Source organism: Marinobacterium profundum, assembly GCF_001528745.1.
Classification (GTDB): Bacteria; Pseudomonadota; Gammaproteobacteria; order Pseudomonadales; family Balneatricaceae; genus Marinobacterium_A; species Marinobacterium_A profundum.
Genome location: NZ_BCNS01000001.1, coordinates 24,986 through 48,069, shown reverse-complemented (window position 1 = coordinate 48,069; position 23,084 = coordinate 24,986). Strand labels below are relative to the sequence as shown.

23 protein-coding genes and 1 pseudogene are annotated in these 23,084 nt (G+C 58.2%); 15 read left to right on the top strand and 9 right to left on the bottom strand.

The genetic code is table 11. The features are described from left to right. The 3 genes and pseudogenes from tnpB to MPRO_RS24910 all read right to left on the bottom strand — a co-directional run. Positions 1–309: IS66 family insertion sequence element accessory protein TnpB (gene tnpB, locus MPRO_RS00220; RefSeq protein ID WP_067285716.1), on the bottom strand; the 309-nt coding region annotated here is incomplete at its 3' end. Continuing rightward, positions 306–671 carry an IS66-like element accessory protein TnpA gene (tnpA, locus tag MPRO_RS00215; protein ID WP_216821206.1) on the bottom strand — a complete coding sequence of 122 codons (366 nt, stop codon included), beginning with the start codon at positions 669–671 and terminating at the stop codon, positions 306–308. The genes tnpB and tnpA, both read right to left, overlap by 4 nt. Positions 672–811: 140 nt before the next feature. Beyond that, positions 812–943: pseudogene (locus MPRO_RS24910) on the bottom strand (transposase domain-containing protein); the annotation flags it as partial. A gap of 439 nt (positions 944–1,382) precedes the next feature. Between MPRO_RS24910 and MPRO_RS00205 the strand changes: the two are divergent. From MPRO_RS00205 to MPRO_RS00180, 6 genes are all read left to right on the top strand, one after another. Next, complete coding sequence (locus MPRO_RS00205; protein ID WP_067285712.1) at positions 1,383–1,964, top strand: TetR/AcrR family transcriptional regulator; 582 nt, start codon at positions 1,383–1,385, stop codon at positions 1,962–1,964. 282 nt (positions 1,965–2,246) lie between these two features. Beyond that, positions 2,247–3,452 carry a ComEA family DNA-binding protein gene (locus MPRO_RS26120; protein ID WP_216821205.1) on the top strand — a complete coding sequence of 402 codons (1,206 nt, stop codon included), beginning with the start codon at positions 2,247–2,249 and terminating at the stop codon, positions 3,450–3,452. Between the two features lie 95 nt (positions 3,453–3,547). Continuing rightward, the gene (locus tag MPRO_RS00195; RefSeq protein ID WP_067285711.1) at positions 3,548–4,027 is read left to right on the top strand and encodes a CinA family protein; all 480 of its coding nucleotides are present in this window, start codon (positions 3,548–3,550) and stop codon (positions 4,025–4,027) included. Positions 4,028–4,166: 139 nt separating this feature from the next. Next, positions 4,167–5,213, top strand: coding sequence for a recombinase RecA (recA, locus tag MPRO_RS00190; RefSeq protein ID WP_067285709.1), 1,047 nt, complete (start codon positions 4,167–4,169; stop codon positions 5,211–5,213). A 202-nt stretch (positions 5,214–5,415) separates the two neighbouring features. Next, on the top strand, positions 5,416–6,120 hold the full coding sequence (locus MPRO_RS00185) for an HAD family hydrolase (RefSeq protein WP_158651692.1): 705 nt from the start codon (positions 5,416–5,418) through the stop codon (positions 6,118–6,120). 77 nt (positions 6,121–6,197) lie between these two features. Continuing rightward, positions 6,198–6,593, top strand: a complete 396-nt coding sequence (locus MPRO_RS00180) for an MAPEG family protein (RefSeq protein ID WP_067285706.1) — start codon at positions 6,198–6,200, stop codon at positions 6,591–6,593. A 4-nt stretch (positions 6,594–6,597) separates the two neighbouring features. Here the strand turns inward: MPRO_RS00180 and MPRO_RS00175 are convergent, their stop codons facing one another. Continuing rightward, positions 6,598–7,065 carry an Lrp/AsnC family transcriptional regulator gene (locus MPRO_RS00175; protein ID WP_067285705.1) on the bottom strand — a complete coding sequence of 156 codons (468 nt, stop codon included), beginning with the start codon at positions 7,063–7,065 and terminating at the stop codon, positions 6,598–6,600. A 149-nt stretch (positions 7,066–7,214) separates the two neighbouring features. On the opposite strand from MPRO_RS00175, the gene MPRO_RS00170 reads away from it, so the two are divergent. The 7 genes from MPRO_RS00170 (at position 7,215) to purU (ending at position 16,115) form a co-directional block, all read left to right on the top strand. Next, entirely contained in the window at positions 7,215–8,138 is a 924-nt protein-coding gene (locus tag MPRO_RS00170; protein ID WP_067285704.1) for a DMT family transporter, read from the top strand. A gap of 385 nt (positions 8,139–8,523) precedes the next feature. Next, positions 8,524–9,783 (top strand): serine hydroxymethyltransferase, encoded by a 1,260-nt coding sequence (glyA, locus tag MPRO_RS00165; protein ID WP_067285701.1) that lies wholly within the window; start codon positions 8,524–8,526, stop codon positions 9,781–9,783. Positions 9,784–9,880: 97 nt separating this feature from the next. Beyond that, a complete protein-coding gene (locus MPRO_RS00160; protein ID WP_067285699.1) occupies positions 9,881–11,134 on the top strand; it encodes a sarcosine oxidase subunit beta family protein in 1,254 nt (417 codons plus the stop codon). A 14-nt stretch (positions 11,135–11,148) separates the two neighbouring features. Beyond that, entirely contained in the window at positions 11,149–11,436 is a 288-nt protein-coding gene (locus MPRO_RS00155) for a sarcosine oxidase subunit delta (protein ID WP_067285697.1), read from the top strand. 12 nt (positions 11,437–11,448) lie between these two features. After that, positions 11,449–14,472 carry a sarcosine oxidase subunit alpha gene (locus tag MPRO_RS00150; RefSeq protein WP_067285695.1) on the top strand — a complete coding sequence of 1,008 codons (3,024 nt, stop codon included), beginning with the start codon at positions 11,449–11,451 and terminating at the stop codon, positions 14,470–14,472. Beyond that, complete coding sequence (locus MPRO_RS00145) at positions 14,465–15,148, top strand: sarcosine oxidase subunit gamma (RefSeq protein WP_067285693.1); 684 nt, start codon at positions 14,465–14,467, stop codon at positions 15,146–15,148. Before MPRO_RS00150 ends, MPRO_RS00145 begins: the two co-directional genes overlap by 8 nt. Before the next feature lie 100 nt (positions 15,149–15,248). Then, positions 15,249–16,115: a formyltetrahydrofolate deformylase gene (purU, locus tag MPRO_RS00140; RefSeq protein WP_067285690.1), complete on the top strand. Its 867-nt coding sequence runs from the start codon at positions 15,249–15,251 to the stop codon at positions 16,113–16,115. A 130-nt stretch (positions 16,116–16,245) separates the two neighbouring features. On the opposite strand, the gene MPRO_RS00135 is transcribed toward purU, so the two are convergent. The 5 genes from MPRO_RS00135 to MPRO_RS00115 form a co-directional block, all read right to left on the bottom strand. Further along, on the bottom strand, positions 16,246–17,040 hold the full coding sequence (locus tag MPRO_RS00135; RefSeq protein WP_067285689.1) for a tetratricopeptide repeat protein: 795 nt from the start codon (positions 17,038–17,040) through the stop codon (positions 16,246–16,248). Between the two features lie 241 nt (positions 17,041–17,281). Beyond that, positions 17,282–17,716 carry a GFA family protein gene (locus MPRO_RS00130; protein ID WP_067285688.1) on the bottom strand — a complete coding sequence of 145 codons (435 nt, stop codon included), beginning with the start codon at positions 17,714–17,716 and terminating at the stop codon, positions 17,282–17,284. 77 nt (positions 17,717–17,793) lie between these two features. Next, positions 17,794–18,834, bottom strand: a complete 1,041-nt coding sequence (locus MPRO_RS00125; RefSeq protein ID WP_067285686.1) for a GlxA family transcriptional regulator — start codon at positions 18,832–18,834, stop codon at positions 17,794–17,796. A 172-nt stretch (positions 18,835–19,006) separates the two neighbouring features. Continuing rightward, positions 19,007–19,357: a EutQ-related cupin domain-containing protein gene (locus MPRO_RS00120; protein ID WP_067285684.1), complete on the bottom strand. Its 351-nt coding sequence runs from the start codon at positions 19,355–19,357 to the stop codon at positions 19,007–19,009. A gap of 111 nt (positions 19,358–19,468) precedes the next feature. Next, entirely contained in the window at positions 19,469–20,776 is a 1,308-nt protein-coding gene (locus MPRO_RS00115; protein WP_067285683.1) for an NAD(P)/FAD-dependent oxidoreductase, read from the bottom strand. Positions 20,777–20,942: 166 nt separating this feature from the next. Between MPRO_RS00115 and MPRO_RS00110 the strand changes: the two genes are divergently transcribed. Further along, positions 20,943–21,920, top strand: a complete 978-nt coding sequence (locus MPRO_RS00110; protein ID WP_067285681.1) for a LysR family transcriptional regulator — start codon at positions 20,943–20,945, stop codon at positions 21,918–21,920. A gap of 356 nt (positions 21,921–22,276) precedes the next feature. Beyond that, on the top strand, positions 22,277–22,852 hold the full coding sequence (locus tag MPRO_RS00105) for a hypothetical protein (RefSeq protein WP_067285679.1): 576 nt from the start codon (positions 22,277–22,279) through the stop codon (positions 22,850–22,852). Positions 22,853–23,084: the final 232 nt, after the last annotated feature.

Sequence of the window (23,084 nt, the reverse complement as noted above, 5' to 3'; positions counted from 1 at the left end):
GCCCATGCGCTGCCACGGCAGACCCTGTACTAACGCCTGAAACTGCTCGGGGTTCAGCTCCAGCCGCTCACCGCGCCAGGTCTCGGGCCACTTGAACTTGCCCTGATGCAGACGACGCGCTGCCAGCCAGACGCCTAACCCATCGTGCACCAGCACCTTCATGCGATTGGCGCGACGGCTGGCAAAGAGATAAGCGCAGTGCGGCTTCGCCGCACCGAACACCGCCACGACCCGCGCCAGGGCGGTATCGGGACCGGCCCGCATATCCAGCGGCTCGGTGGCGAGCCAGATCTCATCAATGCGGATCATCGCAGCAGCTCCTGTAACCAGAGCAGACAACGATCGGCCTGTGCCACGGGCACGTTCACGACCACGTTGCCGGCCGGACGCGGGATCTCGATGCGAATGCTGTTGGTAGAGCCAAGAGCAGTCTGCTGGTCTGACTGAGCCGGTACCGCCAGCGCGACAAAAGCAGGCGATGTCGCGGTTGGTTGCTGCCGGGCTGCGCGGATCCATTTATGAACCAGGTTCGCGTTAAGTCCATGATCCAGTGCGATCCGGGCGACAGAGGCGTTTGGCTCTTGGCAGGCTGCGATAATGCGGGCTTTGAACGCGGTAGTATAACGACGACGCTTATTCGGGGCTTCTGTCACGCTTATTGAAGTCATCATAGGTGTCCACTTGAAAATAGGTGGACACTATCGGGCAGTCTCGACCGCTGCCTCAAGATGGGTTTACCGGCCGCTTACAACCGACCGGTGATCACACCTTGTCAGTCGGCGCGTTCCAGTTATGCGTAAGCGAACGGCGATCACACCTTGTCAGCTGGCGCTTTCCAGTTGTGCGGAAGTAACTCCTCGATCGCACTAGCCTTTTGGGTCGGTAGCCGGGTCAGCACATCTTTCAGATAGGCATAGGGTTCATGCCCGTTCAGTTTGGCGGATTATGCCGTGCACGGCATAAGGCGGACTGGATCAGGCTCATGATGGCGGTGAACAGCGCAATCTCTGTCGCGAGGATGGTTCCAAGCCTGAAGCAGGCTTTTAGTGACGGTACCCCTTCAAGTGGCTTGCTTTCACAGATGTTGCAGGGCTCGCGCGCACTACTTGAGTTGCAGGTCTTTGTTCCAGTGTGACGGCGGGGTCGGTGGTTAGCCTAGCTCCTGGAGGCTACTTTCCGTGATCGAAAATGTCGCGCAAGTAGAAGTGTAGCTTTATATAAAAATATGAAATAAATACGTATAACTCAACAATAAAACGCCCGTGTATTAGGGTGTCCTGGGCGAGACTGCCGGCCTGCTGGGACTGCAGCAGACGCGGATTTTTGCAGCGCCAGGAGCACTCAAGATATACTTGCTGCATATTCGAAAGCAGGTTACTCCAATGGTTCATATCGCCAAGTTTGATCGTGATACTGTGGTCAGAAGTGCCATGGCGCTTTTCTGGCAGAGAGGGTTTGGCGGAACCTCGACGCGGGATCTGCAGCAGGCGCTCAAGATGCATCCCGGTAGTATATATGCCGCTTTTGGCAACAAGGCCGGGCTCTATCGCGAAGCGCTGGACGCCTATGCCGACGGTATGGGGGGCGAACTACTGGCGCTGGTCGAGGACAAGGGTTCCTTTGTCGCGGGCTTCAAGGCGTTTGTGCGTCGGGTGCTGTTTGCGTCGCAGACGGCCTGTGTAGAGTCCTGCATGCTGGTTAAAACACGCATGGAACTGGATGGCAAGAATGACGAGCTCTATGAGCATGCGGGGCTGCATCTGCAGCGAATGGAGCGGCTGTTTATTCGTTTGCTCGACGACGACCGTCAGCGAGGCGTGTTGATTGCGAGCACTCCCGTGGCGGAATTGGCGCGCTATCTGCAAATTCAATTGATGGGCCTGCGCAGCTACAAGGCCTGTGGTGGCGACAAGGCTGCGATTGAGGCGGTGATCGAGCGACTCTTTGCAGGTTACGAGACCTGATTTTTATCCCTGCTCGTCTGGTACATCTGCAGGTTTTCGATATCAGGGCGCATAGCGCCCTTTTTGCCTTCTGGGTGTAGCGGAATGAATTGCCGCTCCGGCTGTTGATGCGATTTTTAACGCACTAATATGGTGCTAATGTGTCATGAGTCGGTGTCTAAATGATGGTATCTACGGCGATCTTTAATTTATTGTCAAATACTGCCAGTCGGTCATTCAATTGGCCGCCCAAATCTTTACAATACTGCGCATTTCCCCGCCCCAGTGCTCAGAGTCGCTACCATGTACAACCAAGATACCCCGTACAATCCCGTTCATCACCCGGTCGTCCAATTCAACGGCGATATTCATTATCGGATTGAAGGTGATCGCGCGCATCTGGGTGCCGGTTTTACCATCACAGACCCGCATTCCTTCGGTCAGCGCCGTTGCCTGCTTCAGCTTTGGGCCTGTCCTGCTCGCCATGAAGGCGGCGCGCTGCAGGGTATCAAGATTGCAGAATGCCCGGTTGATACTCAGGACAGGGCAGTCGTGGTTGCTCTTGAGACCACACTGGCGCTGCCACCGGCGGGTCAGGACGACTATGCCATGGTGCTGGCGCTGGTCGGTGTGGGTGGGAGCGGTGATGTGCAACTGCACGATTACGCCAACTTCGCCAACCGTCAGGCCTTCAGCCAGCCGATGATACTGGGTGAGGTCTATTGTGATGTAGGGGCGGATCATGCGGGTCTGGTCGTTGAACGAATTCTTAATCCTCGCCAGGCCCACAACAGATCAGGGTCCCTCTGTCTCGAGCTCTGGGCATTGAATGAGTCCTACCGGGGCGGGGCCTTCAGCGGCACGCGGCTGGCATCCACGGCACTGGGTACGCTGTGTGGCGGCTTTGAATTGCTGCACAACCGTTTGGACATTGCCCTGAACCAGATACCGCTTAATGGTGATTCCCTGGTGCTGATGTTGCGCGAATGGACTGAAGCTGGCCTCCTAACCCGCGATTTCCGGGTCCTGCCATCGCGGCTGACTGAACCTCGGATGGCGGCTGACCTAACGGCTGAAGCTGTGTCTTCTGTCGTGCCGACTACAGGCCTGGCGGCCACATCCATTGAAATTGAAGTCCTTGCAATGCAGACCGCTACCGAGCAGATGCCACTGGTGGCGGCACCGGTGGTGCCTCAACCGGTAGTAGAGACAGTTGACCTGTGCGCCGACATGCCAGTATGCGAACTGGCGGAGGCTCCGGCAGCCGCTGCGGCCGTTACTGAAAAACCAGCTGCTCCTGAAGCCGTTGTCCGCGCTAAGCGGGCGTCCGATCCTGTATCGGTTAACAGTGCCAGCGCCGGGGAGCTGGCGCTGATAAAGGGGATATCGCCACGCCTTGCGGCCGCCATTATCACGGATCGTCCTCACGGCAGTCTGGATGCACTGTTGCAGGTGCGCGGCATTGGCAGGCTAACCCTGGAGCGCATTCGCCCCTTCCTGTGTATCTGAGTCGAGCCTGGTCGTTGCGCTGCGGGCGTTCGGCAGGCATCTTGGGTGAGTCGTAAGCCGTGCGCAATCATCAGTAGCCTTACTGGAGGTTATCTATGCAACAGTGGGTAGAACAAATTGCGCAGCGGATGCTGGCCCGTAACTGGATGCTGGCAACGGCGGAGTCCTGCACAGGCGGCTGGGTGGCGCAGGAGCTGACGGCCCTGGCTGGCAGCTCGGGCTGGCTCGATTGCGGTTTCGTGACCTATTCCAATGCCGCCAAGGTACGCATGCTAGGTGTACCGGCTGAGCTGATTGAGCAGCAGGGGGCCGTGAGCGAGGCGGTGGTGCGCGCCATGGCAGAGGGCGCGCGGCGCCAGAGCGGGGTGCAATTGGCGGTATCCATCAGTGGTATAGCAGGGCCCGGCGGTGGCAGTGAGCTGAAACCCGTGGGGACTGTCTGGTTCGGCTGGGCCTGCGAGGGCTCGCCCACCGAGGCTCAATGTCACCTGCTGGCGGGGGATCGTGCAGCGGTGCGGCGTCAAGCGGTAGAAATCGCTTTGCGTGGCCTGCTGAAGCAGCTCGGAAAGGCCTGAAGGAGGGATTGGTGGCTGCAGTATAAAAAGCACTCAAAGAGGTTGCATTCCGAAAGCGATCTGGAATAATACTGTCCAAACATACAGTATCCGGTTTGACGCCAGAGTGCTGTATCCGACTAAGCGCAAGGGGTGGAAAATGGACGCTAACAGAAAGAAAGCGCTAGACGCGGCACTGGGTCAAATTGAACGTCAGTTCGGTAAGGGCGCGGTTATGCGCATGGGCGATCAGCCCCGTGAAGCTATTCCGTCGGTCTCCACCGGTTCTCTGGGTCTGGATATAGCGCTGGGCATTGGCGGCCTGCCCTATGGGCGCATCGTTGAAATCTATGGTCCTGAATCTTCGGGTAAAACCACCCTTACGCTGCAGGCGATTGCCGAAGCACAGCGCCAAGGCAAGACCTGTGCCTTCATCGACGCTGAGCACGCGCTGGATCCCATCTATGCCGAAAAGCTGGGCGTCGATGTCGACAATCTGCTGATGTCTCAGCCGGATACCGGTGAGCAGGCGCTGGAAATTGCCGACATGCTGGTGCGTTCCGCCGCTGTCGATATGATCGTCATTGACTCAGTGGCGGCACTGACGCCCAAGGCTGAAATCGAAGGCGAGATGGGTGACTCCCACGTCGGTTTGCAGGCGCGCCTTATGTCCCAGGCACTGCGCAAGCTGACCGGTAACGTCAAGAACACCAACTGCATGATGATCTTCATCAATCAGATTCGCATGAAAATCGGTGTCATGTTCGGTTCGCCGGAAACCACTACCGGTGGTAACGCGCTCAAGTTTTACGCCTCCGTCCGTCTGGATATCCGTCGTATTGGTGCGGTGAAGCAGGGTGATGAAGTTGTCGGTAATGAAACCCGCGTCAAGGTTGTGAAGAACAAGGTGGCACCACCATTCCGTCAGGCCGAGTTCCAGATTCTCTACGGTAAGGGTATATACCGTATGGGTGAAGTGATTGACCTGGGTGTACAGCAGGGGCTGGTGGACAAGTCTGGCGCCTGGTATGCCTATAAGGGCGACAAAATCGGCCAGGGCAAGGCGAATGCAGCCAAGTATCTTGAAGAGCACCTTGAAATCGCTACCGAGATCGAAAATGCCATTCGCGAGAAACTGCTAGTCAAGCCCACGCCCAAAGCCGCGGCTGACGACAAGGCCAGCGAAACCGAAGAACTGCAGTTCTGATACGGTTTCACTGAAAAGCTCAAGGCTCCCCGGTGGAGCCTTTTTTGTGCGTGCAATTCGGGACCCGGGGGCAGCTCGGATAGCGATTACTGGGAGGTGTAGCTCGGGCGTTAGCAGGTCGAACCGAATCACTGTTTCGCCACGACTGCGTGCTAAAGTGAGTCCACTTGGATAACGGATAAACGGGGGCGGGATGCAGATGGTGGATACAGAACGAAATGGAGCTGTCGTTGTGCGCGGGATACCGGCACTGGGTGATCTGCAGGCGGTATTTTTTGATTTCGACGATGCGCTGGCCCAGTCGCTGGATATCAAGGCCGCGACCTTCCTGTCGCTCTTTCCTGAACGTAGCGATGCATTGCGACAGCAGATTCTGGAGTTTTTCGTGCGCAATACGGGACGGTCGCGCGGTACCAAGTTGCGCCATATCTATAGCGAAATGCTGCAGGAACCCTTGAGTGAAGAGGCTCTGGCGGCGCTGTGCCAACAGTTCGCCGAGCGCAGTGTGAATGCCGTGATCGACTCGCCTGAGGTGCCCGGTGCCGATGCCCTGTTACGCTTGCTGCAGGCCAGAAGCCTGCCTATGTTTGTGGTGTCCGGTACGCCTGAAATCGAGCTGGTACAAGTGGTCAAGGCTCGCGGAATGAAGGACTACTTTATAGGGGTGCGGGGCACTCCGACGGACAAGGAGATCAATATTGCGGAGCTGCTCGATAGCCATCGCCTGGATGCATCACGCTGCCTGATGGTAGGCGATGGCCGGGTTGATTACATCGCCGCTGAGCACAATCACATGCCCTTTGTGGGCGTGGTCAAGGGCGATAATCCGTTTGCAGAGGGCATCCCAGTAGTGGCTGATCTTGCTGAGTTGCAGCAGATGCTGTGCGGGAATTTACAGCCGGGCTGATACAAAAGTCGCCGCTGAGCGTATAGATAGCACAAGCCTCCGACAGCGGGGCCCTGTATCGCCAAGAGGGATCTGCCATGCCTGTTATTCTGTATGTACTTTTTATCGTGTTGTTACTGCCGATTTTGCTGGCCGGTGTGGCCAATGTTTGCCGTGCAAGGCAATTTAAGGGTTTCGACAACCATAACCCGCGCCAGCAGCAGGCTCAGTTGGAGGGGCTTGGTGGTCGGGCCCATGCGGCTCAGGCCAACGCCTGGGAGGCGCTGATGATATTCAGTGCCACCTGCCTGATTGCTTACGCCGGCGGCGCTGATTTGACAGCACTGAACCTGGCGGCACTGATCTTTCTGGCCTGCCGCATAGCGCATGCCGTTTTCTATCTCGCCAATCTATCGGGGCCGCGTTCGCTGGCCTTTGGTGGTGCCATGTTGTGTTCGTTCTACATCGTTTTTCAGGCCGCAGTCCCGGGTTAGGCGATTACAACGGTAGCGGCGCCTGGGCTTTCACCTGGCGCAGCGCAAAGTTGCTTTCGATTTCCCGCACCATGCGCAACAGCTGTATCTGGCGCACCCAGCGGTCGTAGTCGGGAAGGTCGCTGACGACAACTTCGAGCAGGTAGTCGGCCGAGCCCGACACCGTATGGGCGTTGATGACCTGGGGCATGCCGAGCAGTGCCTGCTCAAAACCCGCGACAGATTCGATACCATGGTCCTGCAGTTTGACCTGGACATAGACGGTCATGCCAAGACCGATGGCCTGACGGTTGAGCTGGACCCTGTAGCCCTGAATAACGTCGTCGCTTTCAAGTCGTCGCAGGCGCCGCAGGCAGGGGGAGGGTGACAGGGCAACCGCATCGGCGATATCGGCATTGCTGAGGCGGCCATCACGCTGCAGGGCTCGCAATATTTTCAGGTCGATGCTGTCCAGTTCGGCTTTTTTAGTCATGGGGCTTTTGTTAACCGTTATTGCCAAAAATAAAACATAAGGCGCAATAATCAACCTAAATTAGCTGTTTTTGCAAGCGAGTCGGCACGATTCGTTTTTCGTCTTTGCCCGATAATATGGCCTCAAATTATCCGGCACAGGCTGAAATCATGGAGCAATATCGCGGCGAACCCCTGGTGAATGCAAAGGGACTGGCGGCCATGGCCGTAACGCTGTTGATCTGGGTCGGCTTTCTGCTGTCGCTGCGGGCCGAGAGCCAGTCACAGCTTACGACGACCGATCTTGCGCTGCTGCGCTTCGGTTTGCCGGCTCTGTGCTTTGTGCCCTGGCTGCTAAAGCGTGACTCGGGTATTCGCCAGATCCGCAGGCGTCATGGCCTGATGCTGTTGCTCGGTGGCCTGCCATTCTTCTATCTGATGTCCTATGGCAGCGCACTTGCGCCAGCTGCCCACGCCGGTGCTTTGGTGCCGGGCACGGCGCCGCTCTTTGTAACCGCCATCGCAGTGCTCGTATTTGCCGAGCCTTTGCCGCGTCGGCGCCTGCTGGGATTGATCGTTATCTTGGCCGGTGTGTTGTTGTTGCTGGGCACCAGCCTGTTCGATATGCATACAGGCTACTGGCGTGGTCATCTGGCGTTTCTTGCTGCCAGCCTGTTGTGGGCCTTTTATACGCTGGGTTTGCGGGTGCTGGGTATTGGTGCCCTGCAGGCCACGGCACTGCTGTGTAGTCTGTCCTCCCTGGGGTTGCTCGTATTGATGGGCTTTGGGCTGGTGGAATCGAAGTTGCTATCGGTTGGCTGGGCCGAGCTCTGGCCCTATCTGCTGACCCAGGGGCTGGGTGCCGGCATCGTTGGCGGCTTTAGCTATGGTGTCGCGATTCGTCAGCTCGGGGCCGAGAAGACCGCGGCGCTTGGTTCTTTCACGCCGGCATTGGCGGCCCTGGCGGCTATCCCGGTATTGGGGGAGGCGCTGGCGCCGTCGACCCTGGCAGGCGTGACCGTGATTATGGCCGGCGTGTTGCTCGTCAGCGGCGTGCTGGCACGCCGACCTGTGGCCTTGATACAGGCTCTGTAACTTTCTGCTTGTTGCTGCTTTCAGCTCTTCCCTAGCCCCTAGCCCCTAGCCCCTAGCCCCTTTCCCCTCGCACCCCTCTCGCACCTCGCACCTCACAGCAGCGCCGACCTGTCTGTCTGCCGCGAAAGTCTGCTTACGTGCGACAGCGACAGGGGCGCGTGTCGTAAATGAATATCATCAGGGCGCCGGTGAACACTTCCACTTTGGGGTTGAGGGCTACTATCGGTTCCATGACGCGTTGTTCTGTGGGGGAGCTGCCTGTCCTGATCTCAACTTTCACCGCTGTGGCGGTGGATCTGTTGACCTGAATCCCGGTGCGCGCTGCGCGCCACTAAAACTTTTTGACTCAATTCCCGGCTGAATGTCCTGGCGAGGAGATTTTTAGATGTTTAATAACAACGACCTGATTCAGAATTTCGATGCAGACCTGTGGGCGGCCATGACCGCTGAGGTACAGCGTCAGGAAGATCATATTGAACTGATCGCCTCTGAAAACTACACCAGCCCGCTGGTAATGCAGGCACAGGGCTCGCAGCTGACCAACAAGTATGCCGAAGGCTACCCTGGCAAGCGTTACTACGGCGGCTGTGAATACGTCGACGTGGTTGAGCAGCTGGCCATTGATCGTGCCAATGAGCTCTTTGGTTCCGATTACGCCAACGTGCAGCCGCACTCCGGCTCCCAGGCTAACGCCGCCGTTTACATGGCGCTGTGCGCACCGGGCGATACCGTACTGGGCATGAGCCTGGCGCACGGTGGTCACCTGACCCACGGCTCCCACGTCAACTTCTCCGGCAAGATTTACAACGCGGTGCAGTACGGCCTGACTGAAAACGGCGAAATTGATTACGACCAGGTTGAAGCCCTCGCCCGTGAGCACAAGCCGAAGATGATCGTGGCCGGTTTTTCCGCCTACTCTCAGATCGTTGACTGGGCTCGTTTCCGCGAAATCGCTGATGCTGTGGGCGCTTACCTCTTTGTCGACATGGCGCACGTCGCCGGTCTGATCGCAGCGGGCCAGTACCCCAACCCGGTACCTTTCGCCGATGTCGTTACCACTACGACCCACAAGACTCTGCGGGGGCCCCGTGGCGGCCTGATTCTGGCCAAGGCCAATGCAGATATCGAGAAGAAGCTGAACTCTGCCGTATTCCCGGGCGGCCAGGGCGGCCCGCTGATGCATGTCATCGCCGCCAAGGCCGTGGCTTTCAAGGAAGCGCTGCAGCCTGAATTCACGCAATACCAGACTCAGGTGGTCAAGAACGCCAAGGTACTGGCCAAGGTGTTTATCGATCGCGGCTACGATGTCGTTTCCGGCGGTACCGAGAACCACCTGTTCCTGCTCAGTCTGATCAAGCAGGGCCTGACCGGCAAGGACGCAGACGCAGCTCTGGGTCGTGCATCCATCACCGTCAACAAGAATGCCGTGCCTAATGACCCGCAGTCACCCTTTGTGACTTCTGGTCTGCGCCTTGGCTCGCCGGTTATCACCACGCGCGGATTCAAGGAAGCGCAGTGTGAAGCTCTGGCTGGCTGGATTGCCGACATTCTGGATGCCATGCAGGCAGGCGACGCTGAAGCCGCTATTGCTGCAGTAAAAGACAAGGTCCACGCCCTCTGTGCGGACTTTCCGGCGTACCGCTAAGCCTGATTCGTCGCGGGCACCTGCGGGTGCCCGGCTTTAGCGTCACACATGCATGAATTATCCCGGTCTGACCGGGAGTCTAGGGGGAGCTGGCACTATGCAGCATTATTCAGGTTTCGGGCTGTTGAAACATGCCCTGAATTTTCACGAAAACTGGCAGCGCGTATGGCGCAATCCAACGCCGAAGAAAAAGTACGATGTCATCATCGTCGGCGGCGGCGGACATGGGTTGGCAACAGCCTATTACCTGGCCAAGGAACACGGCATCACCAATGTCGCTGTAATCGAGAAGGGTTACCTGGGCGGCGGCAACACGGCCCGTAACACCACCATAGTGCGTTCCAACTACCTGTGGGACGAGGCGGCGCACCTGTACGAGCACGCCATGAAACTGTGGGAAGGCCTGTCGCAGGACCTGAACTACAACGTCATGTTCTCCCAGCGCGGCGTGCTTAACCTGGGTCATACACTGCAGGACATGCGTGATATCGAGCGCCGTGTAAATGCCAACCGCCTGAACGGTATTGATGGTGAAGTACTGGACGCCAAGTCCGTGCAGGAAATTGTGCCGATCATGGATTGCTCCGGCAATACCCGCTATCCGGTGATGGGCGCCTCCTGGCAGCCGCGCGCCGGTGTTGCACGTCATGACGCCGTGGCCTGGGGCTTTGCCCGTGCCGCCGACGCTCTGGGTGTCGACCTGATTCAGCAGACCGAAGTGATCGACATGGTCATCGAAGACGGTGCCATCACAGGTGTAAACACCAACCGTCACGGTGTGATCAGTGCTGATCGCGTAGGCTGTGTTGTGGCCGGTAACTCCAGCGTGCTGGCCGGCATGGCCGGTTTCAGCCTGCCGCTGGAAAGTCACCCGCTGCAGGCACTGGTATCCGAGCCGATCAAGCCGATCCTCGATACTGTGGTCATGTCCAACCACGTACACGGTTATATCAGCCAGTCCGACAAGGGCGACCTGGTTATAGGCGCCGGTATCGATGGCTACAACGGCTACGGCCAGCGCGGATCCTATCCCACCATCGAGCATACGGTGGCGGCGATTATCGAGCTGTTCCCGATGTTCAGTCGTGTGCGCATGAACCGCCAGTGGGGCGGCATTGTGGATACCTGCCCGGATGCCTGCCCGATCATCTCCGATACGCCGGTTGAGAACCTGTTCTTCAACTGCGGTTGGGGTACCGGTGGCTTCAAGGCGACGCCAGGTTCTGGCAATGTCTTTGCGGCGACCCTGGCCAAGGGCGAAGCTCATCCGCTGGCCAAGCCGTTCTCCATGTTCCGTTTCCACAACGGCTCGCTGATCGATGAACACGGCGCTGCCGGCGTCGCACACTAACGGGAGTTATAACGATGTTCTATATTTACTGCCCGCATTGTGGCGAACACCGCGAAGAAGAAGAGTTTCACGCCAAGGGCCAGGCTCACCTGGCTCGGCCGCTGGATCCGGACAACTGTACTGACCACGAGTGGGGCGAGTATCTCTACATGCGCAAGAACCCGCGTGGTCTGCACCATGAACTCTGGATACACGCTACCGGCTGTCGCAAGTTCTTCAATATGACCCGCGACACCGTCAGTTACGAAATCAAAGAAGTCTACAAAGTTGGGGAGCGGCCGACCGTGGTCGCCGCCAGCTAAGGAGCGGACATAATGAGCCAGAAAAATCGTCTTGCCTCCGGTGGACGCGTTGACCGTGCCAAAGCGCTGAACTTCAGCTATAACGGCCGTCAATACCCCGGTTTTGAAGGTGATACAGTCGCCTCGGCCCTGTTGGCCAATGGCGTGGATATCGTCGGACGCAGCTTCAAGTACAGCCGTCCACGCGGCATCATCGCCGCCGGTGCAGAAGAGCCTAACGCGGTCCTGCAGGTCGGCGCTACTGAAGCTACCCAGGTACCGAACGTGCGTGCTACCCAGCAGAGCCTGTTCAACGGCCTGGTGTGCAGTGCCACCAATGGCTGGCCCAATGCTGACCTCGACCTGATGGGTTATGTCGGCAAGGTTGGCGGGCGCATGATGCCGCCGGGTTTCTACTACAAGACCTTCATGTACCCGCCGTCGCTGTGGGAAACCTACGAGAAGTTTATCCGCAAGGCCGCAGGCCTGGGACGTTCGTCCACCGAACGTGATCCGGATATGTACGACAAGGTAAACCATCACTGCGATCTGATGATCGTCGGTGCCGGTCCTGCAGGACTTGCGGCGGCGCTGGTTGCGGCACGCAGCGGTGCCCGCGTGATTCTGGCGGACGAGCAGAGTGAATTTGGCGGCAGCCTGCTGGATACCCGTGAAACCCTTAATGGCCGTCCGGCCGCTGAGTGGGTTGCCACTGTGGTTGAAGAGCTGAAACAGCACCCCGAAGTACTGTTGCTGCCCCGTTCCACTGTGAACGGTTACCACGACCATAACTTCCTCACTATTCACGAGCGTTGCACTGATCATCTGGGCGACAAGGCACCGGCAGGTCAGGTGCGTCAGCGCATGCATCGTGTACGTGCCAACCAGGTTGTGCTGGCCACCGGCGCCCACGAGCGTCCGCTGGTATTTGGCAACAATGACGTGCCGGGCTGCATGCAGGCTGCAGGCGTATCGACCTATATCAACCGTTACGCGGTAGTGCCAGGTAAAGAGCTGGTGCTCATGACCACCAACGACCATGCCTACCAGACGGCGCTGGACTGGCACGATGCCGGCCGCAAGGTGGTGGCTATTGTTGATACGCGTCAGAACCCCAAGGGCGACCGCATCGACGCCGCCAAATCCCGTGGCCTGAATATCATTGCCGGTTCCGGCGTGATTGAAGTACAGGGCAGCAAGCGTGTGACTGGCGTGTCCATAGCACCGCTGAATGCGGCTGGCGATGCACTGGCGGGAGCTGTTGAGCGTCTGGGCTGCGATACTGTTGCCAGTTCCGGTGGCTGGAGCCCCGTTATTCACCTGTCCTGCCATACCGGCAGCCGGCCAGAATGGCGTGACGATGTTATTGGCTTTGTACCCGGCAAAACCGTGCAGAAACAGCACTGTGCTGGTGGCATCAATGGTACTTACAGTCTCAAGGCCGTACTGGAAGAGGGCGCCCGTGCCGGCGCTGCTGCCTGTGAAGCCGCGGGCTTTAGCGATGCCGCCAAGGGTATTTCCCTGCCGCTGGCAGAGGAAGTGCGCGAAGGCAAAGCCATGGCGCTATACCATATTCCGCACACCAAACCGACGTCGCGCGCGCCGAAACAGTTCGTGGATTACCAGAACGACGTTACCGCGGCCGGTATTGAGCTGGCGACGCGCGAGGGCTTTGAGTCCATCGAGCACGTCAAGCGCTACACCGCCATGGGCTTTGGTACCGATCAGGGCAAACTGGGCAACATCAACGGCATGGCGGTGGCTGCCAAGTCGCTGAACCAGACCATTCCCCAGACCGGCACCACCATTTTCCGTCCCAACTATACTCCGGTGACCTTTGGTGCCGTGGCCGGTCGTGACTGCGGTGCACTGTTCGACGTCAACCGCTTCAGTGCCATGCACAAGTGGCATCTCGCCAACGGCGCGCTGTTCGAGGACGTGGGCCAGTGGAAGCGTCCCTGGTACTTCCCCCAGGGCGGCGAAACCATGCAGCAGGCACTGGATCGCGAGTGCAAGGCAACCCGCGAAAGCGTGGGTATCCTCGACGCCTCGACCTTGGGCAAGATCGATATCCAGGGCAAGGATGCGCGTGAATTCCTGGCCCGTGTCTACACCAACGCCTGGGCCAAATTACCGGTCGGCAAGTGCCGCTACGGCCTGATGTGTGGTGAAGACGGCATGGTCTTCGACGATGGCGTAACCTCTTGCCTGGCCGATAATCACTTCCTGATGACCACCACGACCGGCGGTGCGCCGCGCGTACTGGAATGGCTGGAACTCTATCATCAGACCGAGTGGCCGGAACTGGAAGTCTACTTCAGCAGCGTGACCGATCACTGGGCCACCATGACGATTTCTGGCCCTAACGCCCGCAAACTGCTGGGCGAGCTGACCGATATCGATCTGGACCGTGATACCTTCAAGTTCATGGACTTGCGCCAGGGTGATGTGGCCGGCGTGCCGGCGCGGGTATTCCGCATTTCCTTCACCGGTGAGTTGTCCTATGAAATCAACGTTCAGGCCAACTACGGTCTGCACGTTTGGGAAAAACTGTTCGAGCACGGCGCCAAGTTCAACCTGACGCCTTACGGTACTGAAAGCATGCACGTGCTGCGTGCAGAGAAGGGCTTCATTATTGCAGGTCAGGATACCGATGGTTCCGTGACCCCGATCGATCTTGGCATGAGCTGGTGTGTGTCCAACGCCAAGCCGTTCAGCTACATCGGCAAGCGCGGCATGGCCCGTGAAGATTGCGTGCGTACCGATCGCAAGCATCTTGTGGGCCTGAAAACCCGCGAGCCCAAGACAGTGATTCCGGAAGGCGCCCAGGCGGTCAATGACCCCAAACAGCCGATTCCCATGACCATGCTGGGTCATGTGACCTCGAGCTACTACAGTGCCAACCTCGGTCATTCCGTGGCCATGGGCTTTGTTCGTAACGGTCACAACCGCATGGGCGAAACCGTGTTCTATCCGCTGGCCGATGGCCGCGTGATCGAAGCCGAAATCTGCAACCCGGTGTTCCTGGATCCCAAGGGGGAGCGTCAAAATGTCTGACATCATTGCACCAACCAAACCGGCCGCAGTTGAGGCGGCCCCTGTCGCAACTGTCGCCCTGATGGATCAGCTGCCCAGCGCCGACATCCGTGCCGAGTCGCCGCTCTATCATGCGGACCTCGCGACAGTGGCAAAGCAGGGACCAAAAACCGGTGGCGTTACGCTGCAGGAACACAAGCTGCTGGGTCACCTGGTGATCCGTGGCAATCAGGACAATGCAGGTTTCCTGGCCGGTGCCAGGGCTGTGCTGGGGTTTGATCTGCCAACTCAGCCGCTGACGGCGGCCGAGGACGGCGCTCTGTCGGTGCGCTGGATCGCACCCGACGAGTGGCTGGTGATCATGCCAGGCAAGGAAGCCTTCGAGCTGGAAAACCGTCTGCGCGCGGCGATGAGCGGCCATGTTGCCATCGTCAATGTCAGCGGTGGCCAGACCGTACTGGAACTGTCCGGCCCTGATGCCCGCGCGGTACTGAAAAAGTCCACGCCCTACGACGTGCACGACCGCAACTTCCCGGTGGGCAAGGTTGTTACCACCGTTTTTGCCAAGAGCCAGGCTGTGATTCGTCGCACCGGTGAGCAAAACTGGGAACTGGTGATTCGACGCAGTTTTGCTGATTACTTGTGGCTCTGGCTGCAGGATGCCTGTGCCGAGTTTGGTCTGGTCGTTAAAGACTAGCGGCAAGGTAAAAGGGGAAAGGCGCAAGCCCGATGCTCCGAAGTTGAAATCGCAGGCCGGACACATTGTTTGTTCGGGCTGCGGCTAACGAGGACTTGAAATGACAGCAAAACTGAAACCGTGGATCTTCACGGCACACTGTCCGAGCCGTCTGGGTACCGTTGATGTGGTCACCCGGTTCATGGCCGAAACCCGCAACTATGTGCTGGAAATGCAGTCCTTTGACGATCGTGAGCTGAATCGTTTCTGCATCCGCGTCGAGTTTCGTCCGGAGGATGACAATTTCAGCGAAGAGGCCTTCAACGGCGCCTTTGCCGAGCGGGCTGCGGGCTTTGATATGCAATGGCAGCTACGCACGCCGGAACACAAGCCGCGCGTGGCGATTCTGGTCTCCAAATACGATCACTGCCTGAACGACTTGCTGTACCGCTTTCGTACCGGCCAGCTGAATATTGAAATCCCGGTGATTATCTCCAATCATCCGGATCTGGAACCGCTGGCCCAGTGGCACGGTATTCCATACCACCACCTGCCCATTACGCCGGATACCAAGGCGGAGCAGGAAGCTCAGGTATGGGAACTGATTCAGCAATACGATACCGAGCTGGTGGTACTGGCGCGCTACATGCAAGTGCTGTCACCGGAGCTGTGTCGCAAGCTGGATGGCTGGGCTATCAATATTCACCACTCGCTGCTGCCGGGCTTCAAGGGCGCCAAGCCCTATCACCAAGCCTGGGCCAAGGGCGTCAAACTAGTGGGTGCTACGGCACATTACGTGAACAACGATCTGGATGAGGGACCGATCATTACCCAGGGCATTCAGCCGGTGGATCATGCCCAGTATCCGGAAGATTTGGTGGAAAAGGGTCAGGACATCGAGCGTGTAACCCTGTCCAGGGCAATCCGCTATCACATCGAAAAACGTGTCTTTGTGCTGGGTCAGCGCACCGTGGTCTTTTCAGACTAACGGCGCTCCAGTCATCTGATACAACTCTCACCCCGGGCCTGGCAACCGCTCTTAGAGCTCCCCCAAAACGCCAGGTTCGGGGCCCTCCTGCAAATATCTGTTGCACACCTTTGCTCCGTGCCCGGTACACTTACCGGCCGTGTTCTGTCTGCCAGCCCCTGGCCTGCTCCTGCGCCTGGGCGATTTCATCAATGCTTAGTTCGTCGGCTAGAGTTGCCAGCGCCGGATGGTCGATACCGTTTGCCTTGGCGATGCTTAGCCATTTGTAGGCACGCAGATAGTCCTGGGCAATCCCGCGTCCGTCCATGTACATCAGTCCCAGGTTGGTCTGTGCACTGGCGAACCCCTGTTCGGCAGCGATCTGATACCACTTGAAGGCACTGCGCTCGTTTTTCGTCAGCCCCAGACCCTGTTCGTACATAAGCCCCAGGTTGAACTGTGCATTGACGTGCCCAAGTTGTGCTGCGTGGCTGTACCACTGGGCTGCAGCAGGCAGGTTTTTGGCGATGCCGCGGCCTGCGTAGTACTTGCCCGCCAGGTGATACTGGGCGTACATATGCCCCTGTGTGGCGGCCTTCTGATACCAGCGCGTGGCGGTGTCGTGGTTTTGCCCCACGCCATCGCCGCGTTCATACATGCCGCCGAGGATAAACTGAGCCCGGCTGTTACCTTTTTCTGCCACCGGTGTGAACCAGCGAGCGGCGGCCACCGGATCTCTGGCTACGCCCAGACCTTCGGAATAGATAAGCCCAAGGTTGTACTGTGCGGCGGATTCACCCCGTTCGGCCAGCGGCGTAAAATGGGCCAACGCCAAGGAGTAATCGCCGGTTTCATAGGCAGTGAAACCGGTCATGAAATTTGGGGTGAAGTCGGCGGCAAACGCAGGCGGTGCCAGTAGCAGCACCACACCAAGGCTGGAGGACATTATTAATGCGCCCAGCCGTGTGCGCCTGACAGCTTTGCTGGGGACTGTGAATGTTGCTGGCCGGTTGAGCATGGCGAAAGTCCCTTTTTGGCAGCGAGCTGCAATATTCATTGCAGTGAATGCTTCCAAAATAACAAATCAGAGCCGGGCTGCAAACTCGCGCAGCCGTGCTACGCATAATCACAGGGCTCCTCTGCAGGCTGCAGGGCTGTGATGATCGGTTTCCTTGCAACGGCTATCATTAGCCGGAATCAGCATCCGCTTCAAATTGCGCAAAGGCTTCGGTGCCGGTGAGGTTTCGGGTCGGATTGGCGAAGGCGTAGAAGGCCGGTTTTTCATCGATGAACACCTGATGATCCAGCACCAGATTCGCGCCGTCTTCAAACAGGCCGACGGGAACAAAGTACTGCCGGCTTTCAATCAGGCGATAGAACAGGTGGCTGCCACAGGCGGTACAAAAGCCGCGTTCGGCCCAGTCGGAGGAGCGGAATACGCCTATATAGTCGTCGCCTGCAAGGGTGACGTCGGTACCGCAGTCGGTGGCCAGTAGCGGGCCTCCGGTCCAGCGGCGGCACTGCCCGCAGTGGCAGGCACCAACATGCAGGCTCATCTGGCCTACGCTGATCGAGGTTTTGCCACAGAGGCAGTGGCCCTGGGCAGGTTGAGTATCCGGCATCGTCAGGCTCCGGCAGCTTGAGGAGAGAGTCTGTCTCACTATAGCAGCCTGTGGATAACCTCGACGTGACGGGGGGCTCAGCGGCCGCGGTTCTGCCGTGCCTGGCTCGGTGACTGGCCGAAGTAGTCTCGATAGCAGTGGCTAAAGTGGGTGGTGCTGACGAAGCCACAGGCGACGGTAATGGCGGCGATGGTTTCGTTGGTCTGCAGCAGCAGGCGCCGGGCGCGGGTGATACGCAGTTCCAGATAATATTTGGAGGGGGTGCTGTCTATATAGCGATGAAACAGGCGCTCAATCTGACGGCGCGACAGGTTGACCAGTCCCGCCAGCTCTTCCATCCCAAGGGGCTCCTCAATGTTGGCTTCCATAAGCTGCAGTACCGCCTGCAGCGGTTCCGGCAGGGCCGGATCTATGGCGGTGCAGGCCATGGGGCGTTCGGGTGTTTCGCCAATCTTGTCGCAACTGAGGATTTCCTCGATACCGCGTACCACCTCGTTGCCGTAATGCTGACCGATCACCGCCAGCATCATGCTCAGGGCACTGCTGGCACCGGCACAGGAAATCCGCTCTCGATCCAGTACATAGGGGTGGCTTGAGAGAGTCACCTTTGGGCAGGTTTCCTGCAGGCCGTCGCGGCTTTCGGGGTGTACGGTGCATTCATAGCCATCCATCAAGCCGGCCTGGGCCAGCAGGTAGCTGCCGTTCCAGAGCCCGCCCAGAGACAGGCCGTGCTGGGCGGCACTGCGTAGTTGCTCCTGCAGTGCCTTTTCCGGCTGCAGGCTGCAACGCAGGCCGCCACAGACAAACAGAATGTCCAGTTCGCTCGAACTCTGGGTTTGCAGGGCGCCGTCCACCGAGATTTCGATGCCAAGATCGCTGCGGATGGCGCTCCCATCCAGGCTGAGAGTGCGAAAACTGTACAGCGGCGTGCTGCTCAGCAGGTTGGCGGTAACTATGGCATCCACAGCGGCGGTAAACGCCATCATGGAAAAGTGTTCACGCAGCACGAAGCCGATACGAATGGCTGGCGCTGAGTTGGTCTCGCTTTCCTTGAGGTACGCCTGGTTGCTGCGTTTGAAATGGCTGTCGAAGGTGCGCTGGCGGTGCTGGTTTGTCATAGGTTGGGTCGCTAACAGGTCGTCAAGAAACCGGGCAACCAGTATAGCAAAGCCTGTGCGTGGGCAGGCAGCGCTATTCGCGACCTGGGTTATTGCGTGCGGGTTGTTGGTTTCAGGCGGCTGTAGCTAAAGGCTGAGCCGAATTGGGGAGGCCCAGCCACCAGAGGCGGTTTTATTCCAGGCCGTTGAGTGCTTTCCAGTTGCCGGGGTAGACGGCGTAGAAGATGGTGGCCTGCTCGCCTTCATATTTCAGCTCGGTGCCTTCGGGTATCCAGATGATGTCACCGGCCTGGCCTTCCAGTACGCCGTCTTTGGTGACGAGGCGAAACACGCCGTCGACCACATAAACCACTTCGTCGTAGAGCACCGTCCAGGCGATGGAACAGGCATCGAACTTTGCCACTCCCGCACCCATAGTGGCACTGATGTCGGTGCTGACCGCACGGGCGACGGCGGCGGCGCCTGGCGGGCCACCGCGATGTTGAAAGTTGAGGCTGGAGGCGTGGATCAGTTTGGCGGACATGGCGTTCTCGGTCGGGCGTACTTGATAAGGAATAAACGGTGCTCGGCAGGCCCTGAAGACAGGACCTGCCGAGCTATCGCGGTATTATGGGGCGGTGCACACAGGCGCTGGTTACAGCTCCGAACGGCTGGCGAAGCGCGCCATGGCCATGCGCAGCGGTACGCCTATGTGCAGCAGTGGTTTGGGCGGCAGGCGCGAGGGGTTACCCGATACCTCCAGCATGTTGCTCAGCAGATCGGTCTTCTTGCCCGATGCCATATCGGCCAGCATCATGCCGGAGATGGTGCCGCGGGCGGCTCCCACGCTCTGGTCACAGGCGGAGGCGAAAATGCCCTTTTCGAGCTCGCCGAAGTAGGTTTCGAAGTTGCCCGACAGGCTGCTGGCGCCGCCCCAGGTGTAGTCGAATTCCACATTTTTCAGCGCCGGGTAGCGCGCCTCGAAGCCTTCGCGGTGGCGCTGGCGAATGCCGGGCAGTAGTTCCTGTGGAGTGTTGTAGTCGTGGGCATAACGGTAGGAGTTGCGGATAATGATCCGGCGATCCTGGGTCATGCGCAGCGTGGTGCCAGCATGGTCGGCCGGGGTCAGGCCCCAGTCGAGCTGACCGCCATAGAGCTTCATTTCCGTATCGGTCAGCGGGCGCGTCATGCTGGCAAAGGTCATGACCGGCAGGATGCGGTCGCGCAGGAAACCCAGCTCTGCGGTGAAAATGTTGGTGCCCAGAATCAGCTGGCGGCACTCAATACGGGCCTTGCCGGTATTAAGTACAAAGCCGTTGGCGGTGCGAGTGATCTCCAGCACTGGTGTATGTTCTGCGATGCGCACATTGGCTGGCATGTTGTCGGCCAGGCCACGCATTAATGCCGCGGGTTGCATCAGGGTGCCGCCGGGCGTGAAGATGCAGGCGCTGTAATAGTCAGTACCAAATATATCCTGCATTTTCTGCGGGCTGAGGCGCTCGTAGGTCTCGCCGAAGTTTTTCAGTAACTGCTCATAGTGATTGAGAAATTTTTCACCCCGCGCGCCCACGGCACCCTGATACTTGCCGGCTTTGGACCACTGGCAGTCAATGTTGTAGTTGTTTATCTGGGTTTCCAGATAATCGATGGCGGTGCGATTCAAATGCACCATCTTGCGCTTGAGTTCCTTGTCGCCCTGCTCCAGGTCGCGTTTGTGCGGCTGGTCGATAACAAAGCCTGAGTTGCGCCCGGACGCGCCCTGGCCGACCTTCAGCGCCTCTATCAGTACAAAGCTGTCGTCGGGGCGGTTTTCCGCCAGACGGCGCACGGCGGCACAGCCGACAAAGCCCCCGCCAATGACGGCAGCATCGACACGAATATCCTGCGTCAGTGCAGGGAAGTCCGAGACCGTACCGAGCATTTCGTACCAGCCACAGTTGCCGTCATATTGGGGAAGAATCATTGTCTGTATCCATCGTGCTTGAGCGTTGTCGTCTGGGCGGCTGTTGCAGCCCGGTGTCTGAATATGTGAGCGATTATTTCGGATTTTTATTAGCGTAACTACATAAAAGGCTCCTTAGTATCAACTATAATGCGCTTCATAAGTTTAACTAATAGTTAGGTGCCGCATGTCCGAACCCCGGCTGCTCGATACCCATATGCTCTACACCTTTGTGATGATTGCAGAATCGCCTTCCCTGACCGATGCTGCCCGCCGCCTGGGCGTGACACAGTCGGCGGTATCCCAGTGCCTGAAGCAGCTTGAAGAACAGCTGGGTACTGCGCTGGTGGTCAGGCGCAGCCGGCCGCTGCATCTGACCGCAGCCGGCGACGCCCTCAAGCGCAATGCTGACGGCATTCTGGGCGAACTGCGCCGCCTTAGCGCGCGGGTAAGGGGTGCGGCAGACCAGGGGCTGGTGCATTGCCGCCTCGGGTTGATTACGTCCTGCTCCGAGGTGTTCGGCAGCAAGCTGATCGCTCGATTGAGTCCCTTTATTGAACAGCTGACGCTGCGCAGTGGTCTGACACCGCCACTGATGCAGGCCTTCCTCGACCGCGAGATTGATATCCTGGTATCCAATGATCCCCTGACCGGTGTCGATGGACTGGAGCGCTTTGAGCTGTTCCGCGACCCCATGCTGCTGGCCGTGTCGGTGCGGGATCTCGGCGGGCTACCAGAGCCTGTGTCGGTTGAATCCCTGGCCAGAGCCCTGCCGATGATCAAGTACGGGCGTCATACCCATATAGGTGCCTACAGTGAAGTGGTGCTGCGGCGCATGGGTATGCAGGCCAATGTGCGCTATGAAACCGACGACACCCACACGCTGATGAACTTCGTCCACGATGGCCACGGCTGGGCCATTCTCAGCGCGCTTTGCCTGGCCCAGGTGCTCTATCTGACAGAGGGTGTACGGCTGATGGAGCTGGATCGCAGCCGCCATGCTCGCACCCTCTACCTGTTGGCGCGCGAGGGTGAAATGGGCTCCATTCCGCAGCAGGTTGCCGCTGCAATCCGTGGAATTCTGCAGGGTCCGGTATTTGAGGGGCTGGTACAGCGGGCGCCCTGGCTGACATTTGATGTATATGGCGAAGCGGGAGAGATCTGAGGCTTCAGCATGGCTGGAGCTGTCCCTTTTCGCGGTGCCGATCTGCATGCCCTGTTTTCAGAGGACGCTGAAGGAGGCTTTTTTAAAGTGGATGAATGGGGAGCGGGATTTATACATCTGAGTTCAGTCGTATGGGCGACTCAATGGTGAATTTTTGCTCTATCCATGACTGATTTATGAATCAGCCATCCGGGCTTTCCGCGAGGGCTAAAGGTGCTTTTCTTGGCAAGTCGAATCCGACCCTGCTGAATCCGGGTGGCGCCCTGGCCTGGGCTGAACCATGCTGTTGTATCAGGGGGGGAGCATATTGGCCTGCAAGCGCCCGTAATAGAAACAGATACCCGCAAGGAGATGTAATGGAGCGTGAATCAAAACAGGAGGCGGGGGCGGGGCGATCAGATGCGGAAATTGGCGTGCACCGCTCTATCGTTTTGTGGCTTTTTTTTGCGACACTAATTATTACAATCTTCGCGGGTGGTGCGCTGCTGTATTCTGACTGGACGGGGGATAAGCTGCTCTCCATTCTGCCGGTGGTAATACTGGCAGGGGTGCTGGGGAGTTTTGTCAGTGCGCTGAATCGAATTTATTCCACCCGGGATATATTTCCAATCACCAGCTATTCGGTATTTCTGCATGGCACCAGTACCTACCTGATCGCCTATTCGTCGATTCCGGCGCTGGTGGGCGCGATCTCATCCACTATTTTGTATGTGCTATTTGCCTCGGAAATTGTTGTGGGACCGTTTTTTCCCGCTTTCTCCTGCAAACCGGAGGGATCCGGGTGCTTCGAATTTCAGGATTTTCTCACATCCTGGAGTCCCAAGGATGCCCAGGATCATGCCAAGGCAATCGTCTGGGGTTTCATTGCCGGCTTCAGTGAGCGTTTCGTGCCGGACATTCTCAACCGTGTCACCAGTGATAGCGAGAAGTAGCAGAGCTATTGGAGCTGTGCCGCTCGTGAGGTTCTTATCCGGGTATCAGCTCAGCTTTTCCAATGACCATTTACAGGGTTGAATGCTCCCGAGGCGGCGCCGACACTCCCGGTAAGTGACGGTCAGGGGTCAATGCCTGACCTATACTGTGTGCAGTATCTGAAGCTGAAATTGACGGATAATCTGCGAGTCTGCTCAGCATTAATGCTTATGACGGCAGGCCTGATTTTCG